Origin of the sequence: Aquamicrobium segne, assembly GCF_042656785.1 — a bacterium.
Taxonomy (GTDB): domain Bacteria; phylum Pseudomonadota; class Alphaproteobacteria; order Rhizobiales; family Rhizobiaceae; genus Mesorhizobium; species Mesorhizobium segne.
Genome location: NZ_JBHSLL010000012.1, coordinates 33,391 through 51,151, shown reverse-complemented (window position 1 = coordinate 51,151; position 17,761 = coordinate 33,391). Strand labels below are relative to the sequence as shown.

General features: G+C 56.2%; 17 protein-coding genes. 2 read left to right on the top strand and 15 right to left on the bottom strand.

The features are described 5' to 3' along the window. Positions 1-2 precede the first annotated feature (2 nt). From ACFPLB_RS03400 to ACFPLB_RS03330, 15 genes are all read right to left on the bottom strand, one after another. Positions 3-176 carry a hypothetical protein gene (locus ACFPLB_RS03400; protein WP_378227864.1) on the bottom strand — a complete coding sequence of 58 codons (174 nt, stop codon included), beginning with the start codon at positions 174-176 and terminating at the stop codon, positions 3-5. 17 nt (positions 177-193) lie between these two features. Beyond that, complete coding sequence (locus ACFPLB_RS03395; protein WP_378227863.1) at positions 194-484, bottom strand: DUF6522 family protein; 291 nt, start codon at positions 482-484, stop codon at positions 194-196. Continuing rightward, complete coding sequence (locus ACFPLB_RS03390) at positions 481-1,722, bottom strand: NnrS family protein (RefSeq protein ID WP_378227862.1); 1,242 nt, start codon at positions 1,720-1,722, stop codon at positions 481-483. Before ACFPLB_RS03390 ends, ACFPLB_RS03395 begins: the two co-directional genes overlap by 4 nt. Further along, positions 1,722-2,186: a group III truncated hemoglobin gene (locus ACFPLB_RS03385; protein ID WP_378227861.1), complete on the bottom strand. Its 465-nt coding sequence runs from the start codon at positions 2,184-2,186 to the stop codon at positions 1,722-1,724. Before ACFPLB_RS03385 ends, ACFPLB_RS03390 begins: the two co-directional genes overlap by 1 nt. Before the next feature lie 27 nt (positions 2,187-2,213). Beyond that, the gene (locus ACFPLB_RS03380) at positions 2,214-2,660 is read right to left on the bottom strand and encodes an RrF2 family transcriptional regulator (protein ID WP_378227860.1); all 447 of its coding nucleotides are present in this window, start codon (positions 2,658-2,660) and stop codon (positions 2,214-2,216) included. Positions 2,661-2,752: 92 nt separating this feature from the next. Then, a complete protein-coding gene (locus ACFPLB_RS03375; RefSeq protein ID WP_378227859.1) occupies positions 2,753-5,782 on the bottom strand; it encodes an aminotransferase class III-fold pyridoxal phosphate-dependent enzyme in 3,030 nt (1,009 codons plus the stop codon). 26 nt (positions 5,783-5,808) lie between these two features. Continuing rightward, positions 5,809-7,083 (bottom strand): cysteine desulfurase-like protein, encoded by a 1,275-nt coding sequence (locus tag ACFPLB_RS03370; protein ID WP_378227858.1) that lies wholly within the window; start codon positions 7,081-7,083, stop codon positions 5,809-5,811. Positions 7,084-7,166: 83 nt separating this feature from the next. Continuing rightward, positions 7,167-8,024, bottom strand: a complete 858-nt coding sequence (locus ACFPLB_RS03365) for an endonuclease/exonuclease/phosphatase family protein (protein WP_378227857.1) — start codon at positions 8,022-8,024, stop codon at positions 7,167-7,169. A gap of 100 nt (positions 8,025-8,124) precedes the next feature. Continuing rightward, positions 8,125-9,582, bottom strand: coding sequence for a phospholipase D-like domain-containing protein (locus ACFPLB_RS03360; RefSeq protein ID WP_378227856.1), 1,458 nt, complete (start codon positions 9,580-9,582; stop codon positions 8,125-8,127). 379 nt (positions 9,583-9,961) lie between these two features. Next, positions 9,962-10,738: an amino acid ABC transporter ATP-binding protein gene (locus ACFPLB_RS03355; protein WP_378227855.1), complete on the bottom strand. Its 777-nt coding sequence runs from the start codon at positions 10,736-10,738 to the stop codon at positions 9,962-9,964. A gap of 1 nt (position 10,739) precedes the next feature. Then, on the bottom strand, positions 10,740-11,402 hold the full coding sequence (locus tag ACFPLB_RS03350) for an amino acid ABC transporter permease (RefSeq protein WP_378227854.1): 663 nt from the start codon (positions 11,400-11,402) through the stop codon (positions 10,740-10,742). Continuing rightward, entirely contained in the window at positions 11,402-12,049 is a 648-nt protein-coding gene (locus ACFPLB_RS03345; protein ID WP_378227853.1) for an amino acid ABC transporter permease, read from the bottom strand. The genes ACFPLB_RS03350 and ACFPLB_RS03345 overlap by 1 nt, the downstream gene beginning before the upstream one ends. 102 nt (positions 12,050-12,151) lie before the next feature. Continuing rightward, the gene (locus ACFPLB_RS03340; RefSeq protein ID WP_378227852.1) at positions 12,152-12,970 is read right to left on the bottom strand and encodes a transporter substrate-binding domain-containing protein; all 819 of its coding nucleotides are present in this window, start codon (positions 12,968-12,970) and stop codon (positions 12,152-12,154) included. Positions 12,971-13,080: 110 nt separating this feature from the next. Beyond that, positions 13,081-14,244: an acyl-CoA dehydrogenase family protein gene (locus tag ACFPLB_RS03335; RefSeq protein WP_378227851.1), complete on the bottom strand. Its 1,164-nt coding sequence runs from the start codon at positions 14,242-14,244 to the stop codon at positions 13,081-13,083. Further along, a complete protein-coding gene (locus ACFPLB_RS03330) occupies positions 14,231-15,391 on the bottom strand; it encodes a CaiB/BaiF CoA transferase family protein (RefSeq protein ID WP_378227850.1) in 1,161 nt (386 codons plus the stop codon). Before ACFPLB_RS03330 ends, ACFPLB_RS03335 begins: the two co-directional genes overlap by 14 nt. 229 nt (positions 15,392-15,620) lie before the next feature. Here ACFPLB_RS03330 and ACFPLB_RS03325 point away from each other — a divergent pair, with 229 nt between their 5' ends. Both ACFPLB_RS03325 and ACFPLB_RS03320 read left to right on the top strand, forming a co-directional pair. Then, positions 15,621-16,349, top strand: a complete 729-nt coding sequence (locus ACFPLB_RS03325) for a GntR family transcriptional regulator (RefSeq protein WP_378227849.1) — start codon at positions 15,621-15,623, stop codon at positions 16,347-16,349. 86 nt (positions 16,350-16,435) lie between these two features. Further along, positions 16,436-17,647, top strand: coding sequence for a BaiN/RdsA family NAD(P)/FAD-dependent oxidoreductase (locus ACFPLB_RS03320; RefSeq protein ID WP_378227848.1), 1,212 nt, complete (start codon positions 16,436-16,438; stop codon positions 17,645-17,647). Positions 17,648-17,761: the final 114 nt, after the last annotated feature.

Below are 17,761 nucleotides of genomic sequence, written 5' to 3'. Positions count from 1 at the left end.
TATCATGCCGAGGCCTGTTCAGCCTGTTTCCGCGCATAATCCAGCCATTGGTCACGCAAAAAGCGGTCTTCCCTGGAAAACCCCGCCCGGTGGAGCAGATCGGCAAAACTGTCACCCGGATGACAGCGCTCATAAGATTCCCGGGCAATAGCCTCAATCCCGGCTTTGCTTGCCATTATAGTGTCCCTGTCCATCAGCCGCCGCCTGCCTGTAACGGCACGATTTCGATCTGCTCGGACAGGATGGCGCCAGTCTCATTGACAATGGCCTGCCAGCGGCGATTGCCGCAGCGCACACTTAAACGCCACCTGCCCTCATCCTCACCCTCCCCGCGCTCAACTGTGCTCGCCACCATGCCGCGGCGCATATAATTGCGCAGGGCTTCCACCGGCCAGTCAAAATGGCCAGCCAGAAATTCGGCATCGAGTGTGAACTCGCCCGCTGCATCGCGCAAGATCACCATTTGCGCTGCATCACGTGTCATGCCGGTTTTCCCTGTGGCTGCGAAACAGCCTTGGCGCGCAATTTGGGGCGCAGCAACATGGGACCATAGCGCAGGCAAAACCCGAAAAAGGCAAGGCACCAGAAACCGGCTGACAAATGCAGGAAGTGAATATTTTCCGGGATGAAGGCAGCCATGATGCGCGTCACGGCAGACAAGATAATGGCCAGATAAATTGCTTGCGTCGCCATATCCGCCTTAAGATCGCGCCCGGTATGGCCAAGCGTGGCGCGTGTCATCACCGCCAGCGTCATGATGCCAATTGCTCCAATTCCAAAAGCATGCAGGGCAGCAATTGCAGGAACATCAGCCAGATCAAACGCACCAAGGCCCGCCAGCAGCAGCCCCACCGGCACGAACAGATAGCCAATATGCAAGATCAAAACGAGCCAGTCACCAAAACACCGTTCGCCCGCCCAGCGCCCCAGCCGGATAAAATTGAGCAAGGCGGCCGCCAGTAACAGCACACCGGAAATCCAGTTCTCAGGAGCCAAACTCCACATCAGCAGCGCCAGTGTGGAGACCAGCAGCACGATTTTGTCAAACCCGTTAAACGGAACCGGCAACTTGCCCGGATTTTCACGCACCATCCAGTTGCGGGTGAAACTTGGAATAATGCGTCCGCCAATGATGAGGATCAGTATGACGGCGGCAGCAATGGCCAGACGGCGCGCATAATCGCTTGTCCCTTCAAAGCCTGCTTCAAGGTGAAACAGCACATTGGCCAGAAAAAAGACGGTAACGGGAATGACCACCATCAGATTGCGCCAATTGCGCCCGGCAATAATTTCCTTTGCAGCCGCTGCACTGACAGCCAGCAAAAAGGCGCAGTCAATGAATGCCGCCGCAACCCAGCCGATCTCGGCAGAGAAAAAAACGGCAAAGCGCCCTGCAAGCCAGGCAAGAACCAGAGCCAGCAGCGGCGCGCCCTGCACCGGAAGCCGCCCGGTCCAGTTGGGGATAGCGGTTAATAAAAAGCCGGTGATAATAGCTGCCAGATAGCCGAACATGATTTCATGCACATGCCAGTCAACGGGCGAAAATGCGCTGGAGGTTTCTATTGTTCCGGTAAAAATCGGCAGCCAGACCAGCATTGCCAGACCCGCACTCAAGCCGCCCAGCAGGAAAAACGGTCTGAAGCCAAAAGATAAAAGAGCAGGCCCTTCTGCCGCGCGTCGGCGTTGTGCGGCAAGGTCCAGACGTTTTGCATCTGTGGCCATCACAAGACCTCCTGAAGGATCGGCTGGACCTGCGTGGTATCCTCCCCGCGATTAAAGGCAATGGCCAGACGGAAGGAATGCGCAATGCGCATGGCGCGGTCCATGAACAATTCCGCCACTTCGGGCGGGCATAGATCATGCACTGTTGTCTGGAACAGGCTAAGCCAGCGCTGGAAATGCTCCTTGCCCAATCCCGGCAATGCCAGATGCGGTGGCAATGGCCGCCCTTCATAGCGCCCTGTGCGCAGCAGCGTCGACGACCAGAAATCACACATATTGTTGAGATGCGGCGGCCAGTCCGCTTCAGCAATCGCTCCGTTGAAAATCGGCCCGAGCAGATCATCCTTGCGGATCTTGTCATAAAAGCCATGAACGACGGCGACAATCATCGCCTCATCCAGAACCTGCGGCAATGGCTTGCCGTCCACTATAATGGTCCGCTGGGGAGCCGGGCGTCCTTTCATGGATTTTTCCTTAGTCAAAATCAGCGCTTAAGCGGCAGTTGTTTCAATATTCAGCAGAAACCGGAACTGGTCCCTGTCGTGTAAAATATCGGCCAGCGTGTATGTGTCGAGCACGGCCAGCCAGGCGCAAAGCGCTTCTGAAAGCATTTTCTGCAATTTGCAGCAGGGCGAAATCACGCATTGATTGCCTTGCGCCTGCATACATTCCACCAGTGCAAAATCATCCTCGATCAGCCGCACCAATGCACCGATGCCGATGGTCTCCGGCTCCCGTTCCAGCCTGATGCCGCCGGAACGACCGCGAATTGTCTCGATAAAGCCATGTTCACGCAAGCTTTGCGCAACTTTGAGCAAATGGTTGCGCGAAAGCCCATAGGCTTGCGCAACATCGCTGACCGTGCAGAAACGCTCAGGCCGCAGCGCCGCATAAATCAGCATACGCAGCGCATAATCGGTATGCAGTGTCAGGCGCATGGCACGCCCCTTTCCAATCTTTTACACCTTGTTTTAAAGAGGCATATTAGATACCTCTTTAAAACAAGGTGTGGCCAATTGGGAATGTGTGGTTAGGTCGCAGCAAACAGGGCAGAGCCTGCCTCTTTCAGGCACAAATCCAGCCGGTCAAGCAGCATATCGACATCCTCGGCCTCAATGGTCAGCGGCGGCCTGATCTTCAATATATTATCTTGCGGCCCCTCGCGCCCAACCAGAATGCGCAAATCGCGCAGGCGGTTCATCACATAATCAGCCACTTCAGTTGCCGGTTCGCGGCTTTCACGATCCTTGACCAGATCAAGTCCGGTAAACAGGCCAAAGCCGCGTACATCGCCAATGATTTCATGGCGCGCGCCCAATTCTCGCATTCCGCCAAGCAGCCGCGCCCCCATCGCCCGTGCATTTTCCTGCAAGGCCTCATCTTCAACAATGTCGAGCACTTCAGAGGCAATCAGGCAGGACAGGTTGGAGCCGCCAAAGGTGGAAAAATACTCCGGCCCTTGTGCAAAGCGCTCGGCAATTTCACGCGTGGTGATGACAGCGCCGACCGGATGGCCATTGCCCAGCGGCTTGCCCAGAACCACAATATCGGGCCGCACCTTTTGCTGCTCAAAGCCGAAATAATAATCGCCAAGCCGCCCCAGCCCGGTCTGCACCTCGTCGGCAATACAAATGCCGCCAGCCGCCCGGATGCGCTGGTAAACTTCATCCAAATAGCCTTCCGGCGGAATGATCTGGCCGCCAACGCTTGGGAAGGTTTCAGCAATGAAACCGGCAAGTCTGCCGCCATTTTGCCTAATCTCATCCAAGGCCGCATCTATCTGCTGCGCATAATGCAGCGCCCTTTGCGGATCGTCACGGCGAAAACGCCCGCGATAATCATCGGCGACATCAACCAGATGCACCCAGGGCTTGCGCCCGCTCATGCCCGGCCTGTTGAATTTATAGGCCGAAATATCAATCGCGCCGGTCGTATTGCCATGATAGCCGTGATCGGGCGTGATGATATCGTAACCGCCACTGGCTGCGCGCGCCAGCCGTAGGGCCAGTTCATTGGCTTCCGAGCCTGAATTGACAAAGAAACAGATTTCCAGTTCCGGTGGCAATTTGGCCGTCAGGCGCTGCGCCAGCTTAATCTGCGCTGGATGCAGATAGCGCGTATTGGAGTTCATGCGCGCAAGCTGCTCACTGGCCACCGCCCGGATGCGCGGATGGGCATGGCCCACATGCGGCACATTGTTATAGGCATCCAGATAGGGCCTGCCGCGCTCGTCAAACAAATGATGACGCCAGCCGCGCAGGAAGGTCACGGGACGGCGATAGCTGAGCTTCACATTGGAAGCAAAACGGGTTTTTCGCTCAGCAAGCACAGCTTGCGTGTCAAGAATTTCACAGGCCACCCGCTCATCGGGAAGGTTCAGCAATGCCGCCGGATTGGGGCACAGCGCCTGCCATAAAAACCAGTCGTCAGGGTCGGCCACACCCGGCCAGTCATGGCCCATGCCGTCAAGCGTCAAGGCAAGCTGGAAATGCAGATGCGGCTCCCAGCCCCCATTGCCTTGCGGTGCGCCAAGGGCAGCAAATTCAGCTCCTGCCGCCACCTCATCACCCACTTTCAGGCTTTCACTTACGGCCGGGTCAAGATGGCCATAAAGCGCATAAAACACATCGCCCGCATCGGTGCGATGTTCCAGAATAACGACCCCGCCATAATCGAGCGGGCTGGCGCGATAGGCCAGCATCGCAACGCGCCCGGCCAATGGCGCATGAACCGGCTGCCCGGCAGGTGCAAAAATATCAATCCCCATATGCATTGTGCGCCGGGGCGATGCCTTCCATGGGCCTTTGCGAAACGCAGGATCGGTATAGATCAGGCGCGGTTCACCATAGCGGCCAAGGCTGATCACCCCTTCTTCAAGACCGGTCAGGTGGCGGGCTTCATCAGCCCGTAGCGCAAAGGGATTTTGCGGCAGGATGCTGTCTTGAACAGCAAGACTTACCGTTCCGGCATCATCAAGATCGATACCGATCACGGGTGCAAAAGACCCACGCCTGCGATCAAGCCAGTCACATATTTTCTGCGCCTGATCCGTCACGGGCAAGCCGCAAGCCCGGCGCAACCTTGCCCCCATCAACTCACCTTCAACCGCCCGGTTTTCCAAAAACCGCCAGGCGGGCGCTTGCGAAATGACAATATAGGCATCGTCAGGACGCTCCGTCATCTCAATGGTCGAATTAACCACGCTGACCGCCAGCCGCATGCGCAAAAGCGGCCAGATCAGATCGATCTCTTCAGCACTTAAAGGCGACACGGCATGATAGCCCGCAACCAGCGCCGCCAGCGCCTGTTCGGGCTTTTCCTGATCCAGAACAGCATAGGCGCCCGCAATGGCCAGCCCGCATATGCGCGGCGCATTTGCCATATCACCAAAATCGATAATGCCGGTGATTTGTGTCGGCTCTGTCAGCTTTGGGGCAACCAGAATGTTATAATCATTGAAATCATTGTGAAGGGTCTGAACCGGCAGGGTCGATAAAGAAGGCAATAGCTTTTCAAATTCAGCAGCAATGGCTTCAACCAGCTTGCGGCGCTCGCCTTCCAAAATGTCAAAATGGTTTTTGATCCAGCCAGCTTCCAACAGGTTCCATTTGTCGGCTGCGGCCCCGGATTTCAGCACAAAATCCTGCATGGCCAGATCAAGCCGTGCAGCATAAGAACCCAGTTCAGTCAATACAGCTGGTGGCTGCGGCCCGGCATCCCCCATGGCGATACCTCTCAGCGCCTTCTGCACCCAGACAATGCGGCTGTGCCCTGCATCATCCTGCACTGTTTGCCACAACGCGCCATTGGCAAGGCCAAGCGGCTGCGGCAAGGGCAGATCCGGGTCTTTTGTCAAAGCGCTGGCAATGGCTGCGCATTGGGCTTGAACGAAATCGACATCTGCACCGGGGCGCATGGCTTTGACAATAATGTCACCGCTTGCGGTGGACCCGCGAAAATTCAGATCATGCTCGCCGCCAAGCTGTTGCAGCGGCCTCACCAGTTTGAATGGCTCCAATATGCCCGACAACCAGCCCGGCCCCGCGCCCTGAATGTCCATCAATGCCGCTCCGTTTTTTTTAAAATTCAGGCTGGTATGACCTGCTGGCTAACAAGCGCGCCCAGCACCTCAAGCGTGCGCTCGATTTCAGCCATTGTGTTATAATGCGCAATTCCCAGCCGCACGACGCCCTCTTCCTCATCAAGACCAAGCATGCCACACAGTTCCAGCGCATAATTATGCCCTGACCATGCCCAGATGCCTCGTTCTGCCAGTCCGGCAGCAATTGTATGGGTCGAAATGCTGGCATGGGTGAAGGAAACCGTCGGCACACGATGTTTTAATGCAGCCGGATCAGTAATGCCCTGAACTGTTACACCGGGAAGCGACATCAGCCCTTCAATCAGGTGGCGGGTCAGCCTGTCTTCATAGGCAGCAAAGCTGCGATAGGCACCCAGCAGCTTTTCACGGCGCGTTCCGCTATGCCCGTTCGCCTCTCCCAGCCATTCCATATAATCAACCGTGGCCGCCAGTCCGGCCAGCAATTCGGTCTGCGGTGTGCCCGCCTCAAAGCGGCCCGGCAGTTCTTCAGTCGCACAGCGCACCTTGTAAGCCTCCAGGCGGGTAAGCAATTCCTGCCTGCCCCACAACACGCCAAGATGTGGACCAAAGAATTTATAAGATGAGCAGGCCAGAAAATCGCAGCCCAGCGCCTGCACATCCGGCAAATGATGCGGCACCAATTGTACGGCATCGACATAGACCAGCGCTCCCGCCTTTTTTGCCAGCGCGCCGAGTTCTTCCACATCATTGACCGAGCCGGTCATGTTGCTGGAAAAATTAAGCGCCAGCAATTTCGTGCGCTCGTTCAATAGCGGCTTCAGATCCTTGGGCTCAATACGCCAGCTCTGGCGGTTGACGGGCAACCATTTTATCACCAGCCCAAGATCTCGGGCCAAAAGCAGCCATGGCGAGACATTGCCCTCATGATCCATGCGGGTAACGATGATTTCATCTCCGGGGCTGAACAAGCGCCCGATAGAGCGCGACAGATGCAAGGTCAGCGCTGTCATGCTCTGACCGATGATAATCTCACGGTAAGAGGCCGCCCCCAGCATATCGGCCATGGCCTGATGGGCGGCAAGCCAATGAGCTCCGGCGCGTTTGGAGCCGTCAAAATAACCGCCCAGATTATGGGTCGCATTTGCCATGGCCTGTGCGACCGCATCAATCACCTGCTGCGGCACCAGCGTGCCTGCCGGATTGTCGAGATAAACCGGCGGATTTTCCAATCCTGACAAGGCAGGAAAACGCTGCCTGACCTCATCAATCGGGAAAGCTGGCACGGAATGCATGGTCATGGAAAACCTCGAATTGCAGATAATAGAAAGCAGCACTTAACACTCTCAGCTTTCTAGCTGATCACAGGCTCCAGCGCCATCACTCACATGCGCTGCGTGTCGAGCAATCTGCCCTTGTCCTCATCCGGCAGGCTGACAAAAGCCTTGATCGGCAGATGGTCCGAGGCAATTCGCGCCAAGGGCGTGTCATGCACCATAATGGGTGAAACAAGACCCGAACGATTGCCAATGATACGGTCCAGCGCCAGCAAGGGCAGACGCGAGGGAAAACTTGGCACCGCCTGTGGCAGGGGGCCAAAGGCTTCTTCAAGCAGCGAAAGGGCCGAGCGGTTATTGAGCCGCCATTCATTCAAATCGCCCATCAAAAGGGTGGGTGTTTCACTGCGATCGCTCATAAGGTCAAGAATGCTGCGCGCTTGCAACCGGCGCGAATGACGCAAAAGACCAAAATGAGCCGCAACAATGCGCAGGCTGCCGCCCATTTCCAGATCAATCTCGGTCATGAGTGCTCCGCGCGGCTCCAGACCCGGCAGCTTAAGCTGGTGCACATCACGCACCACACCACGCCTGAACAACACGACATTGCCATGCCAGCCATGTGCTTGCGCCTTGCCAAACACCGGCACAGGCACAAGACCGGCCTCATTCTCCAGCCGGGTCAGATCAAGCAGCCCTTCCCTGTTGCCAAACCGCTTGTCGGCCTCCTGAAGCGCAATAATATCAGCGCCGATTTCATGGATCACCTGGCCAATGCGCTCAGGGTCGAAACGCCCGTCAGTGCCCACGCATTTATGGACATTATAGGAGGCCACAACCAGGCTCGGGCGATCGCTGCGCGCCGCGACAGGCATATGGGCGGGCGTATCCGTACGGATCCGAAGACGCTCCAGAATGCTGCTGGCCAGAATGCTGTCTGAAAATACGTTACCGCGTTTTTGCATTATCTCTTGTCGTTACCTGTGCATCGCCGCAAGCCGCCACCCCAAGGTAGGAAGGCAGCATTCACAGTGCAACGCCTGATATGTATAGAATTATTTTCCATCAAAGATATGGGGACCCCAGCCACAAGATGCGGTCGATCAGGCGCACCGGAAACGGACGGGCGCGCAACTGGGCAAGTTTGACCGGCGTTGCATTCTCCATTGCAGCAACAATGCGCTGGTCGATTTCTTTGGAAAAATCCATATCCAGCACTTCCAGATCAATCTCGAAATTCAACCGCAGCGAACGTGGGTCCAGATTGGAAGAACCAACAAAAGCCCATGTGGAATCAACTGCCAACAGCTTGGAATGTTCAAACGGGCCGCTGGCGCGCCAGACCCGGCACTGGCTGCGCAAGACCTGATCGAACTGGGCGGTCATGGCCCTGTCAACCAGCATCAGATTGTTGAGCGCAGGCACCACAATATCGATGGCCACGCCACGACGGGCGGCCGTGGTCAAAGCGCTGATCAATTCGCGGTCAGGCAAAAAGTAAGGCGACATGATGCGGATCGTCTTGCTGGCGACCGAAAACGCCCCCATCAGCATCTTGTGATTGGTTTCAAGGCTGGCATCAGGCCCGGAAGGAAGGGCGCGCATGAAGACCGGCATGCCGGGTTCTGCCCCGCTATCTTTTATATGCCATGCTTCACCTTCCAGTTCCTCACCCGTGGCAAAATCCCAGTCTTCGGCAGCAATGGCAAAAATATCGGCAACCACCGGCCCGCGCACACAAAAATGTGTGTCACGCGCGCTGGCTTCTCCAGCAAACTCGCTGGTAAAACCCTGTCGGATATTCATGCCGCCAGCAAAGGCCACCCTGCCATCGACGACAAGGATTTTACGGTGGGTGCGCAAATTGGCATAGGGAAGGCGCAACCCGCTGATAATACGGCCATTGAAAACGCGAGCATTGACCCCGCCCGCGCGCAGATAATCAACAATGCTGGGTACTGAATAGCGTGCGCCGACCGCATCGATAAGCACGCGCACCTCAACATTGCGTTTGACCGCTGCAATCAGCACATCGGCAAAGCGCAGGCCAATCGGGTCATGGTCAAATATATAGGTTTCCAGCAAGATGCTGCGGCGGGCGCCGGTTATGGCGTCGATCATTGCCGCATAGGCCGCGTCACCACCTTTGAGCATATTGATTGTGTTGCCCGCCACCATCCGGTGATGGGTCAGCGCATTGCCAACATTTTTAAGAGCGGCAAATCTTGGGCCAAAAATATCGTCCACCATTTTATGGCTGACATCAACTTCGGGGTGTGCGGCATCCTTATGGCCAGCCGCCGAACGTTCTGCCGCCAGACTGCCGCGCCGGATGCGGTTGATGCCGACAACCATATAGATCAGCGCACCGACAAAAGGCGAAAGCAGGATCACACCAACCCAGCCAATGGCCGAGCGAACCTCATCCTTGGTCATGGCTGCATGGCTGCCAGCCACAGCCGCAACCACCACCGAAAGCACGGCAAGCAAATGCGGCCAATAGGCCGCAAGGATTTCCCACATGAAGGCTCAACTCCGACAATCGGAAAGTGAACTTAGGGTCAGGACCTGTTAATTTGATCAGAATGGCGCTTGAAACGGCAAGAAAATGCAAGGAGAAGTCCGATGGTCGATATGTTTTTATCGACCGAGGGCTTCGACGTGGCAGTTTGAAGCCGTTTCAGCGTCCTTTGGATGTGGTTCATTTGGTCGGCAACAGCGTCAAAAAGCCTTGAAAATGTTAACATTTCCTGTGCCTTTTCTTCTTGTATCCAACCAAATGACCTCACACCATTCTAAACAAATTAACAGGTCCTGACCCTAGATCATGTCTTACAAAAATTGAAATGGTATCACACCAAGATTCACAACCTGAAGGTGTAATTCTTGTTTAACGCAAGTGCTAAAAATTGTTGCGCTCGTGATAGGTGCGTAAAAAAGCCTGAATACGCAGATCTTCCGGATGCTGCAGAATGCCGCCCGGCTCATCAACGGCTACCAGCTCACCCTTTTCCATGAACGCCACCTGATCGGCGACATGGGCGGCAAAACCCATTTCATGGGTGACGACAACCATGGTGATGCCTTCTGACGCCAATGCCTTCATGACATTGAGCACTTCGCCCACCAGTTCGGGATCAAGCGCCGAGGTCGGCTCATCAAACAGCATGAGCCGCGGCTCCATGGCAATGGCGCGCGCAATGGCCACACGCTGCTGCTGGCCACCGGAAAGACGCGCCGGATGATTGCCCATCTTGTCGGCAAGGCCCACCTTTTCCAGCGCCTCTGCCGCGCGGGCCTCAGCCTGCCCCTTCTTCATGCCGCGCACCCGGATCAACCCTTCAGCCACATTCTGAAGGGCTGTCATATGCGGCCACAGGTTGAACTGCTGGAACACCATGCCGATGGAGCGGCGCATATCGCGCAGCTTGCGGCCCGCCATCTTGCGCCCGCCAGCGCTTTCATAGCCGATCAGCTTGCCATCGATCAGAACTTCGCCTGAATCATATTGTTCCAGAAAATTGATACAACGCAGCAAGGTGGATTTGCCTGACCCTGACGGGCCGATCAGACAGGTGACCTTGCCCGGAGGAATGGACAGATCAACATCCTTGAGCGCCTGAAAAGGACCATAGAACTTGTTGACCTTGCGGATCTCGACGGAGGCGGCTTGGGCCATCTTACGTCCTTTCGACCAGATGTTTGGTAAGATGCGTTTCCAGCTTGCGGCCGAAGCGCGAAATGGTTTCGACCAGCATCCAGAAAAACAGCGCCAGAATGAAATTGGCTTCCAGATAGCGGAAGGTTTCGGTGGACATGCGCTGCACTGAATACATCAGTTCAGGAACAGTGATGATGGACAAGATCACCGTTTCCTTGGTCAGGATGATCGAAAAATTGACCAGTGCAGGCAAGGCCGACACCAGGCCGAGCGGCAACAGGATGCGGCGGATAATCGTCAGTTCCGGCATGCCGATGGCGCGTGCCGCCTCCAACTGCCCAGTCGGCACCGCCAGATAGCCAGCACGAAAAATTTCCGCAAAATAAGGGCTGCCATAAATGCTCAGCCCCAATATGCCCGCTGGCAGCGCATCAAGGCGCAGGCCCAGAAGCGGGCCGCCATAATACAGCACAAAAAGCTGCACCAGAAAGGGTGTGCCGCGAATGATCTCGATATAGGCCTGCAACAGCCATCGAAGCGGGCGCGGTCCATAGCGCTGAGCCAGCGAGATCAACAGGCCGATGATCATGCTGAAAACAGTGCCCAGCAACCAGCACAGGATCGTCAGCCCAAAGCCCTTCAGCAGGATCGGCCAGTATTGCAGCAGGATACTCGGGTCCATTACACGGCCACCCTGTGTTCGAGGTAACGCCCGAGTGCGGCAAAGCACAGATTGATGACCAGATAGATGCAGGCTGCCGCAATATAGACTTCCAGCGGGCGGAAGGTGGTGGCCGCCTGCGCCTGACTGGCGCGGGTAATTTCCATGATGCCAACGACAGAGACAAGCGACGACGCCTTGACCAGCAGGATCAGTTCATTGACCAGCGCTGGCAGCGAAGTGCGCAAGGCTTGCGGTAAAATGATCCGTGTCCAGATATCTCGCGGACGCATTCCGATCGACGTGGCAGCCTCGGTCTGGCCGACATGCAGTGCAATGATGGAACCACGCCAGATTTCAGAAACATAGGCGCTGGAACAAATGCCGACCGTGACCACGGCCGCAACAAGTGCGGGAACATCAATCCCGATCACCGGCAACAGATAATAAGCCAGCAGAAGCTGGACCAGCAGCGGAACACCACGCAAAAAGCTGACCCATATGGTTGCAAACCAGCGCAGCCAGGTTACCCCGGACAGGGCTGCGGCGCAAATCAGCGCCCCGGCAACCAGTCCCAGCGCAATGCCCAGCCCTGAAATCAACAGCGTGTAGCGCGCCGCCCAAAAGAGCGGCCCGAAGCTGTCAAGAAAGGTCTGGATTGAAAACATCTGAAATCGGGCCTCTTCATCCGGGCACGTCAATTTGCAACCGCCGCCCGCTCAACACGCGGGCGGCAGAAAGATGGGCAGGACAGTCCTGCCCTTTTTATCTTACTCGGTCGGCACTTCGCGCGGAAGTTCAGTGTAGGTGCCCAGCCACTTTTCCTGAATGGCCTTGACGCGGCCGTCATCTGTCATCTTCAGCATGGCGTCATTGATTGCCTTGGCAAAGCTTTCCGTGTCAGCCTCTTTACGCAGAACCCATGAGAAATAGGTCGGCTGGCCAAAGGAAGCTGGCTCAAACAGGGCAAAGGTTTCGCCGCGGTTCTTCACCAGATAGGTCAGGTTGGGTAATGAGCCGGCAACCGCATCAAGACGACCGGCGGCAAGATCAGCATAGGCCTCATCGGTGGTGCCATATTCCTTGACGTTTACACCACCCAGTTCCTTGGCATAGGCTTCAAGCTGGCGGAACTGTGCAGTGCCCTGCTGAACACCAACGGTTTTGCCCTTGATGTCTTCAGGCTTGGTCAGTTCGGTGTTTCCGGCTGCACGCACCAGCGAAACGGTGGCGTCAGCAATCGGCAGGGTGAAGGTGTAACGCTCCAGACGCTCCGGCGTGATGGTGACCGGGGCAATGACAATATCGAACTTCTTGACCTCAAGGCCGGGAAGCTCGGCCGTCCACGGAATGTCCTGATAGACAGGCTCAACGCCGATTTCCTTGGAAACCTCGTCAAACAGATCCTTGGTCATGCCCTGATAGACACCATCGACAAGCATATCGAAGGGGGCATAGTGCATGTCGGTTGCGGTGACGATCTTGCCTGCGGCCTTGATGTCATCGAGCTGGTCGGCGCTGGCAGGCGCTGAAAGTGCGATCAGCGCAATACCGGCAAGTGCCGATTTCAACATTCTGGAAAGTGTCATTTTATTCCTCCTTAGACTGGGTTTATTGACTGCGTTCATTCATGTCGTGGCTTCACAACGTGAAAGTCAGACCTCGTTATTGTTCATTTTTCAGCGCACGACCAGCCTGTTCAGACAAGCATATTGCCTGAAATGATATTGCGTTGAATTTCACTTGATCCCTCATAGATGCGCATGATGCGCAAATCCCTGTTGATGCGTTCAATGGGAAAGTCGCGCGTGTAGCCATAGCCACCATGCAATTGCAGCGCCGTATCAGCTATTTTACCAGCCGCCTCCGAAGCGCCCAGTTTCGCCTGGGCCGAAGCCAGTGAAAAACGCCCGCCCTGCTTATGCGCCAGTGTGCGCTGACGGGCCGCCTCCTGCGCCAGAAGCAAAGCTGAGTTGTAAGCCAGTCCCATATCGGCAATCATCCAGCGTATTCCCTGCCGCTCTGAAAGGGCCATACCGCCAATGATACGCTCTTTTGCATAGGCAATGGCCATATCCATTGCAGCCCTGGCCATGCCCAGACATTGGGCTGCCACTTCAATACGGCCATTGTCGAGAACCTGCATGGCAGTACGAAAGCCCCTGCCCTCCTCGCCCAGCAGCGCATCATGCGGCAATTCACAATCCAGGCCAATAGTAAAAACATGCCCGCCCTTAAGGCCCATGGTCTTTTCAGGTGCACCCCCTTCCAGACCGGGCGTATCTTTGGGGACGATAAAGGCCGAAATGCCGCGATGGCCCTTATCCGGGTCGCTCATTGCATAAACGACAAGAAAATCAGCGACGCCACCATTGGAAATGAAGCATTTGGCGCCTTTCAGATGCCAGCCCTTATCCGTGCGGTGGGCGCGCGTCTTCATGTCAGCCGGATCAGAGCCAGCGGTGGGCTCAGTCAGGGCAAAAGCACCCAATGCAGCACCAGAAGCGGCTCTGGGCAACCATTCCTGCTTCTGTGCCTCGCTGGCGCCGATCAAGATGGAATCCGTTGCCAGATAATGGGCTGTCAGCGCCGAGGCGGTAGAACCGCAGGCACCCGCAACAATTGCAACAGCCCGCAACAGGGCCGAAGCTGAAATATCACCGCCACCCCAGACTTCCGGCAGGTTTGCCCCCATCATCCCGGCCTCGCCCAGGACGGCCAGTTGCTGATGGACAAAGCGTGCGGTCTCGTCCGTTTCAGCCGCCAGCGGCGCAATTTTCTCAGCGCAGATCCGCTCCAGCATATCGCAGAACATGCGCTCTTCTTCGGCCAGCATATGCCAGGGATCATCAATCTGCATCATGTGGAAACTCCAGCCCGAAAGCTTCAAGAACAGCCTCGATATCGCCACCCAGACGCGGCGCAGAGGTCGCAGCAACAGGTTTTACCCCATCAAAGCGCACCGGCTGGCCAACCACCGGAGCCTGCCCAAGAACCGGATGCGGCAAATCGCTGATCAGTTCACGCTGTGCGGCGTGGTCATTATTTGCAGCCTGCGCAATATCCCAGATCGGAGCCGTCGGCAGGCCATTTTCCGAAAGAACGGCAACCGCTTCCTCAGTGGTCAGCCCGCCTGACCATTCTTCAATCAATGCGCGCAAGGCCGGTTCATTTTCCGTGCGGCTGCTGTCGCTTGAAAAGCGCGGGTCCTCAGCAAGCTCCGGCTTGCCGACAAGCTGCGCCAGACGCTGAAACTGGCCACCATTGAGCACGGCAATAACAACCTGCCCGTCACGGGTTGTAAAACAGCCAAAAGGCGTTGACAGCGGATGGCGATTACCAACCCGACCGGGCACCACCCCATCATAAAGATATTGGGCATGGCTGGTGGTCAGCATGGAAAACAAAGCGTCATACATGGCGACATCAAGGGTTGCGCCCTGCCCTGTTGCATTGCGCTGCACCAGTGCAGCACTGATCGACCAGCTCGCAAACAGACCGGCAACAAGATCAGCCACGCTTTCGCCGGTCTTGAGCGGGGCGCCACCCTCCTCACCGGTTGCCGCCATCAGGCCGGACATGGCCTGCACCACAAGGTCATAGGCGGGCAGATCGGTAAACGGCCCTTGCTGGCCAAAACCGGAAATCGAACAATAAATCAAGCGCGGATTGGCAGCACGCAAGGCTTGCGCCCCCAGCCCCAGCCGGGCGGCGACACCGGGTCGGAAATTTTCAACCACCACATCAACACGTGCAGCCAGCGCCTGCGCCAGCTTCAGATGAGCGGTTTTTTTCAGATCAAGCGCCAGGCTCTTCTTGCCGCGATTGTTAAGGGTAAAAAGCGCGCTCTCCCTCTCCTTGAAGGGCCCGACATGGCGATAATCATCACCTGCCGGAGGCTCCAGCTTGATGATTTCCGCCCCCAGATCAGCCAGAAGCGCCGTGCAATAAGGACCGGCCAGCACCCGCGAAAGATCAAGAACCTTTATTCCCCGCAAAGGCCCGCTCATGCGCAGACCCGCATCATGCTTTTGGCATATCCGACCACAACCGGCTTGCTCATGTCAGTCTCCAGATCGCGCCACCCACACGAGGGCCGCGCCGTGACCATCCCTCATTTCTAAACCGAGATTAACAACAAGATTTGCTCTATGTCTATACTTATATTTGATCTAAGTATAAACTTAAACAGATCGGCAGAAAGGCAGGAGAGCTCGCCCCGATACAAGGAGGACAATTATGCCCGCAAAACCGGCTGGTCCGACAGCCCCCAAAGCGCTGCATATCGCCAATGAGGCCCGCCGCCGCATCATCGAGCGTGAATGGCTGCAAGGGCAACGCATTCCAGATGAAGCCGATCTTGCCATTGAATTTGGCGCAGCGCGTGCGACCGTCAACAAGGCCCTGCAATTGCTGGCCGATGAGGGGCTGCTTGAGCGCCGCCGCCGGGCCGGAACCCGGGTCACCATAAATCCCGCCCGTAAGGCGACCCTGACCATCTCCATCGTACGCGAACAGGTTGAACGGGCTGGAATGGACTATGGCCATCGCGTCGTAGCACAGCGGCGCAGCCCGGCGCCTGCAAAGATCGCCAAACGCCTTGGCCTTCCACAAGGCACCGTTTTGCTTCACATGCGCGCCATACATTATGGCAATGGCCGCCCATTTCAGCTTGAAGACCGCTGGATCAATCTTGCTGCCGCACCGGGACTGGAAAAGCTCGACTTCTGGCAACTCAACGCCAATGAATGGCTGGTGCAGAACGCACCCTATCTGCATGCCGAAATTGCGTTTACCGCCGCAAATGCCGACAAGCGCGAAGCAAGACTTTTACAAACGCAGCCCGGAAACGCACTTTTGATCATGCAGCGCACGACATGGAATGAACTGGAACCGATCACCACGGTGCGGGTCGCCTGCCAGCCGGGCTACCTCCTCAACGCCGAAGGCGGCTATCGCCCGGATTGAATTTTTCGCCTCAACCTGACACGTAAAGCCCTTGCCGGAATTGACCTGAAGCGCCACTACAATCTTAAAACACTTTCAGGAAAAACATGCGGCAAGAACATTTTGACACTGTGATTTTAGGGGCGGGTGCGGCCGGCATGATGTGCGCCATCCATGCTGGCGCATATGGAGGCAAGGTTCTGATCATCGATCACGCCAAAGCCCCGGGCGAAAAAATCCGTATTTCCGGCGGCGGCCGCTGCAATTTCACCAATCTGGGCACCAGCGCCCGCAACTTCATTTCCGGCAATCCCCATTTTTCCAAATCCGCACTGGGCCGCTACACCCCGCAGCATTTCATCGCACTGATTGAAAAACACGGCATCACCTATCACGAAAAGACACTGGGACAGCTTTTCTGCGATCATTCCGCCAAAGACATCATTACCTTGCTGGTCAAGGAAATGGAGCAAGCAGGCTGCCACATGCGGCTTGCCACCCATTGCGAGCACATCGAGGCAAGCCAGGCTGGTTTTGTGGTGACACTGGGTGGAGAAAGCCCGGCAAAAATCACCTGCCGCAACTTTGTGGTTGCCTGTGGCGGAAAATCAATCCCCAAAATGGGAGCAACCGGCTTTGGCTATCAGCTTGCCACGCAATTTGGACTTGCCATAACAGAAACAAGGCCGGGGCTGGTGCCGCTGACTTTTGGTGAAGATGTGCTTGCCGGTTTTCGTGAAATCGCGGGCATTTCTGCCCCAGCGCGCATTTCCTGTGGCAAAACAGGTTTTGAGGAGGCGCTTTTATTCACCCATCGCGGCCTTTCTGGCCCGGCCATTTTGCAAATTTCTTCCTATTGGCGCGAAACAAACCCCATCCGGGTTGCGCTTTGCCCGAAAACAGATATTGGCGCACTGCTTTATCAGGCAAAACGGGCAAACACCCGCCAAACCATTCAAACCGCACTTGGTGAAATCCTGCCTCGACGCCTTGTTGCTCATCTGGCGCAAACACAGGAATGGGGCAAAATATTGGGGGAAACATCCGACAAGAAACTGGCTGAAATTGCCCGGTTTCTGCAAAACTGGGAGCTTTATCCCATTGGCACGGAAGGCTACCGGACTGCGGAAGTCACCCTTGGCGGTGTCGATACAAATGAGCTGAATTCGCGCACCATGGAGGCAAAAAAACTGCCCGGCCTGTATTTCATCGGCGAGGTCGTGGATGTGACCGGCTGGCTTGGCGGCTATAATTTCCAGTGGGCCTGGGCCTCCGGCTGGGCGGCAGGCACCGCAATTGCCGACAAAGCCGCCAGTTGATTATCCACCTGCCTGGAGCATTTTGTGAATACAGATGGTTACATCTGGCGTCACACAAATGCGGCTAAAACGTAATTATTTAACCGTTTCTGCTTTATCCTTCCGCGTGCTGGA

Bases quoted from the DNA above. Each gene is read 5' to 3' on its own strand.
- ACFPLB_RS03365 (WP_378227857.1), bottom strand. From the start codon at position 8,024: ATGCAAAAACGCGGTAACGTATTTTCAGACAGCATTCTGGCCAGCAGC.
- ACFPLB_RS03355 (WP_378227855.1), bottom strand. From the start codon at position 10,738: ATGGCCCAAGCCGCCTCCGTCGAGATCCGCAAGGTCAACAAGTTCTAT.
- ACFPLB_RS03385 (WP_378227861.1), bottom strand. From the start codon at position 2,186: ATGAAAGGACGCCCGGCTCCCCAGCGGACCATTATAGTGGACGGCAAG.
- ACFPLB_RS03345 (WP_378227853.1), bottom strand. From the start codon at position 12,049: ATGTTTTCAATCCAGACCTTTCTTGACAGCTTCGGGCCGCTCTTTTGG.
- ACFPLB_RS03390 (WP_378227862.1), bottom strand. From the start codon at position 1,722: ATGGCCACAGATGCAAAACGTCTGGACCTTGCCGCACAACGCCGACGC.
- ACFPLB_RS03340 (WP_378227852.1), bottom strand. From the start codon at position 12,970: ATGACACTTTCCAGAATGTTGAAATCGGCACTTGCCGGTATTGCGCTG.
- ACFPLB_RS03375 (WP_378227859.1), bottom strand. From the start codon at position 5,782: ATGGACATTCAGGGCGCGGGGCCGGGCTGGTTGTCGGGCATATTGGAG.
- ACFPLB_RS03370 (WP_378227858.1), bottom strand. From the start codon at position 7,083: ATGACCATGCATTCCGTGCCAGCTTTCCCGATTGATGAGGTCAGGCAG.
- ACFPLB_RS03395 (WP_378227863.1), bottom strand. From the start codon at position 484: ATGACACGTGATGCAGCGCAAATGGTGATCTTGCGCGATGCAGCGGGC.
- ACFPLB_RS03350 (WP_378227854.1), bottom strand. From the start codon at position 11,402: ATGGACCCGAGTATCCTGCTGCAATACTGGCCGATCCTGCTGAAGGGC.
- ACFPLB_RS03320 (WP_378227848.1), top strand. From the start codon at position 16,436: ATGCGGCAAGAACATTTTGACACTGTGATTTTAGGGGCGGGTGCGGCC.
- ACFPLB_RS03335 (WP_378227851.1), bottom strand. From the start codon at position 14,244: ATGATGCAGATTGATGATCCCTGGCATATGCTGGCCGAAGAAGAGCGC.
- ACFPLB_RS03330 (WP_378227850.1), bottom strand. From the start codon at position 15,391: ATGAGCGGGCCTTTGCGGGGAATAAAGGTTCTTGATCTTTCGCGGGTG.
- ACFPLB_RS03400 (WP_378227864.1), bottom strand. From the start codon at position 176: ATGGCAAGCAAAGCCGGGATTGAGGCTATTGCCCGGGAATCTTATGAG.
- ACFPLB_RS03380 (WP_378227860.1), bottom strand. From the start codon at position 2,660: ATGCGCCTGACACTGCATACCGATTATGCGCTGCGTATGCTGATTTAT.
- ACFPLB_RS03325 (WP_378227849.1), top strand. From the start codon at position 15,621: ATGCCCGCAAAACCGGCTGGTCCGACAGCCCCCAAAGCGCTGCATATC.
- ACFPLB_RS03360 (WP_378227856.1), bottom strand. From the start codon at position 9,582: ATGTGGGAAATCCTTGCGGCCTATTGGCCGCATTTGCTTGCCGTGCTT.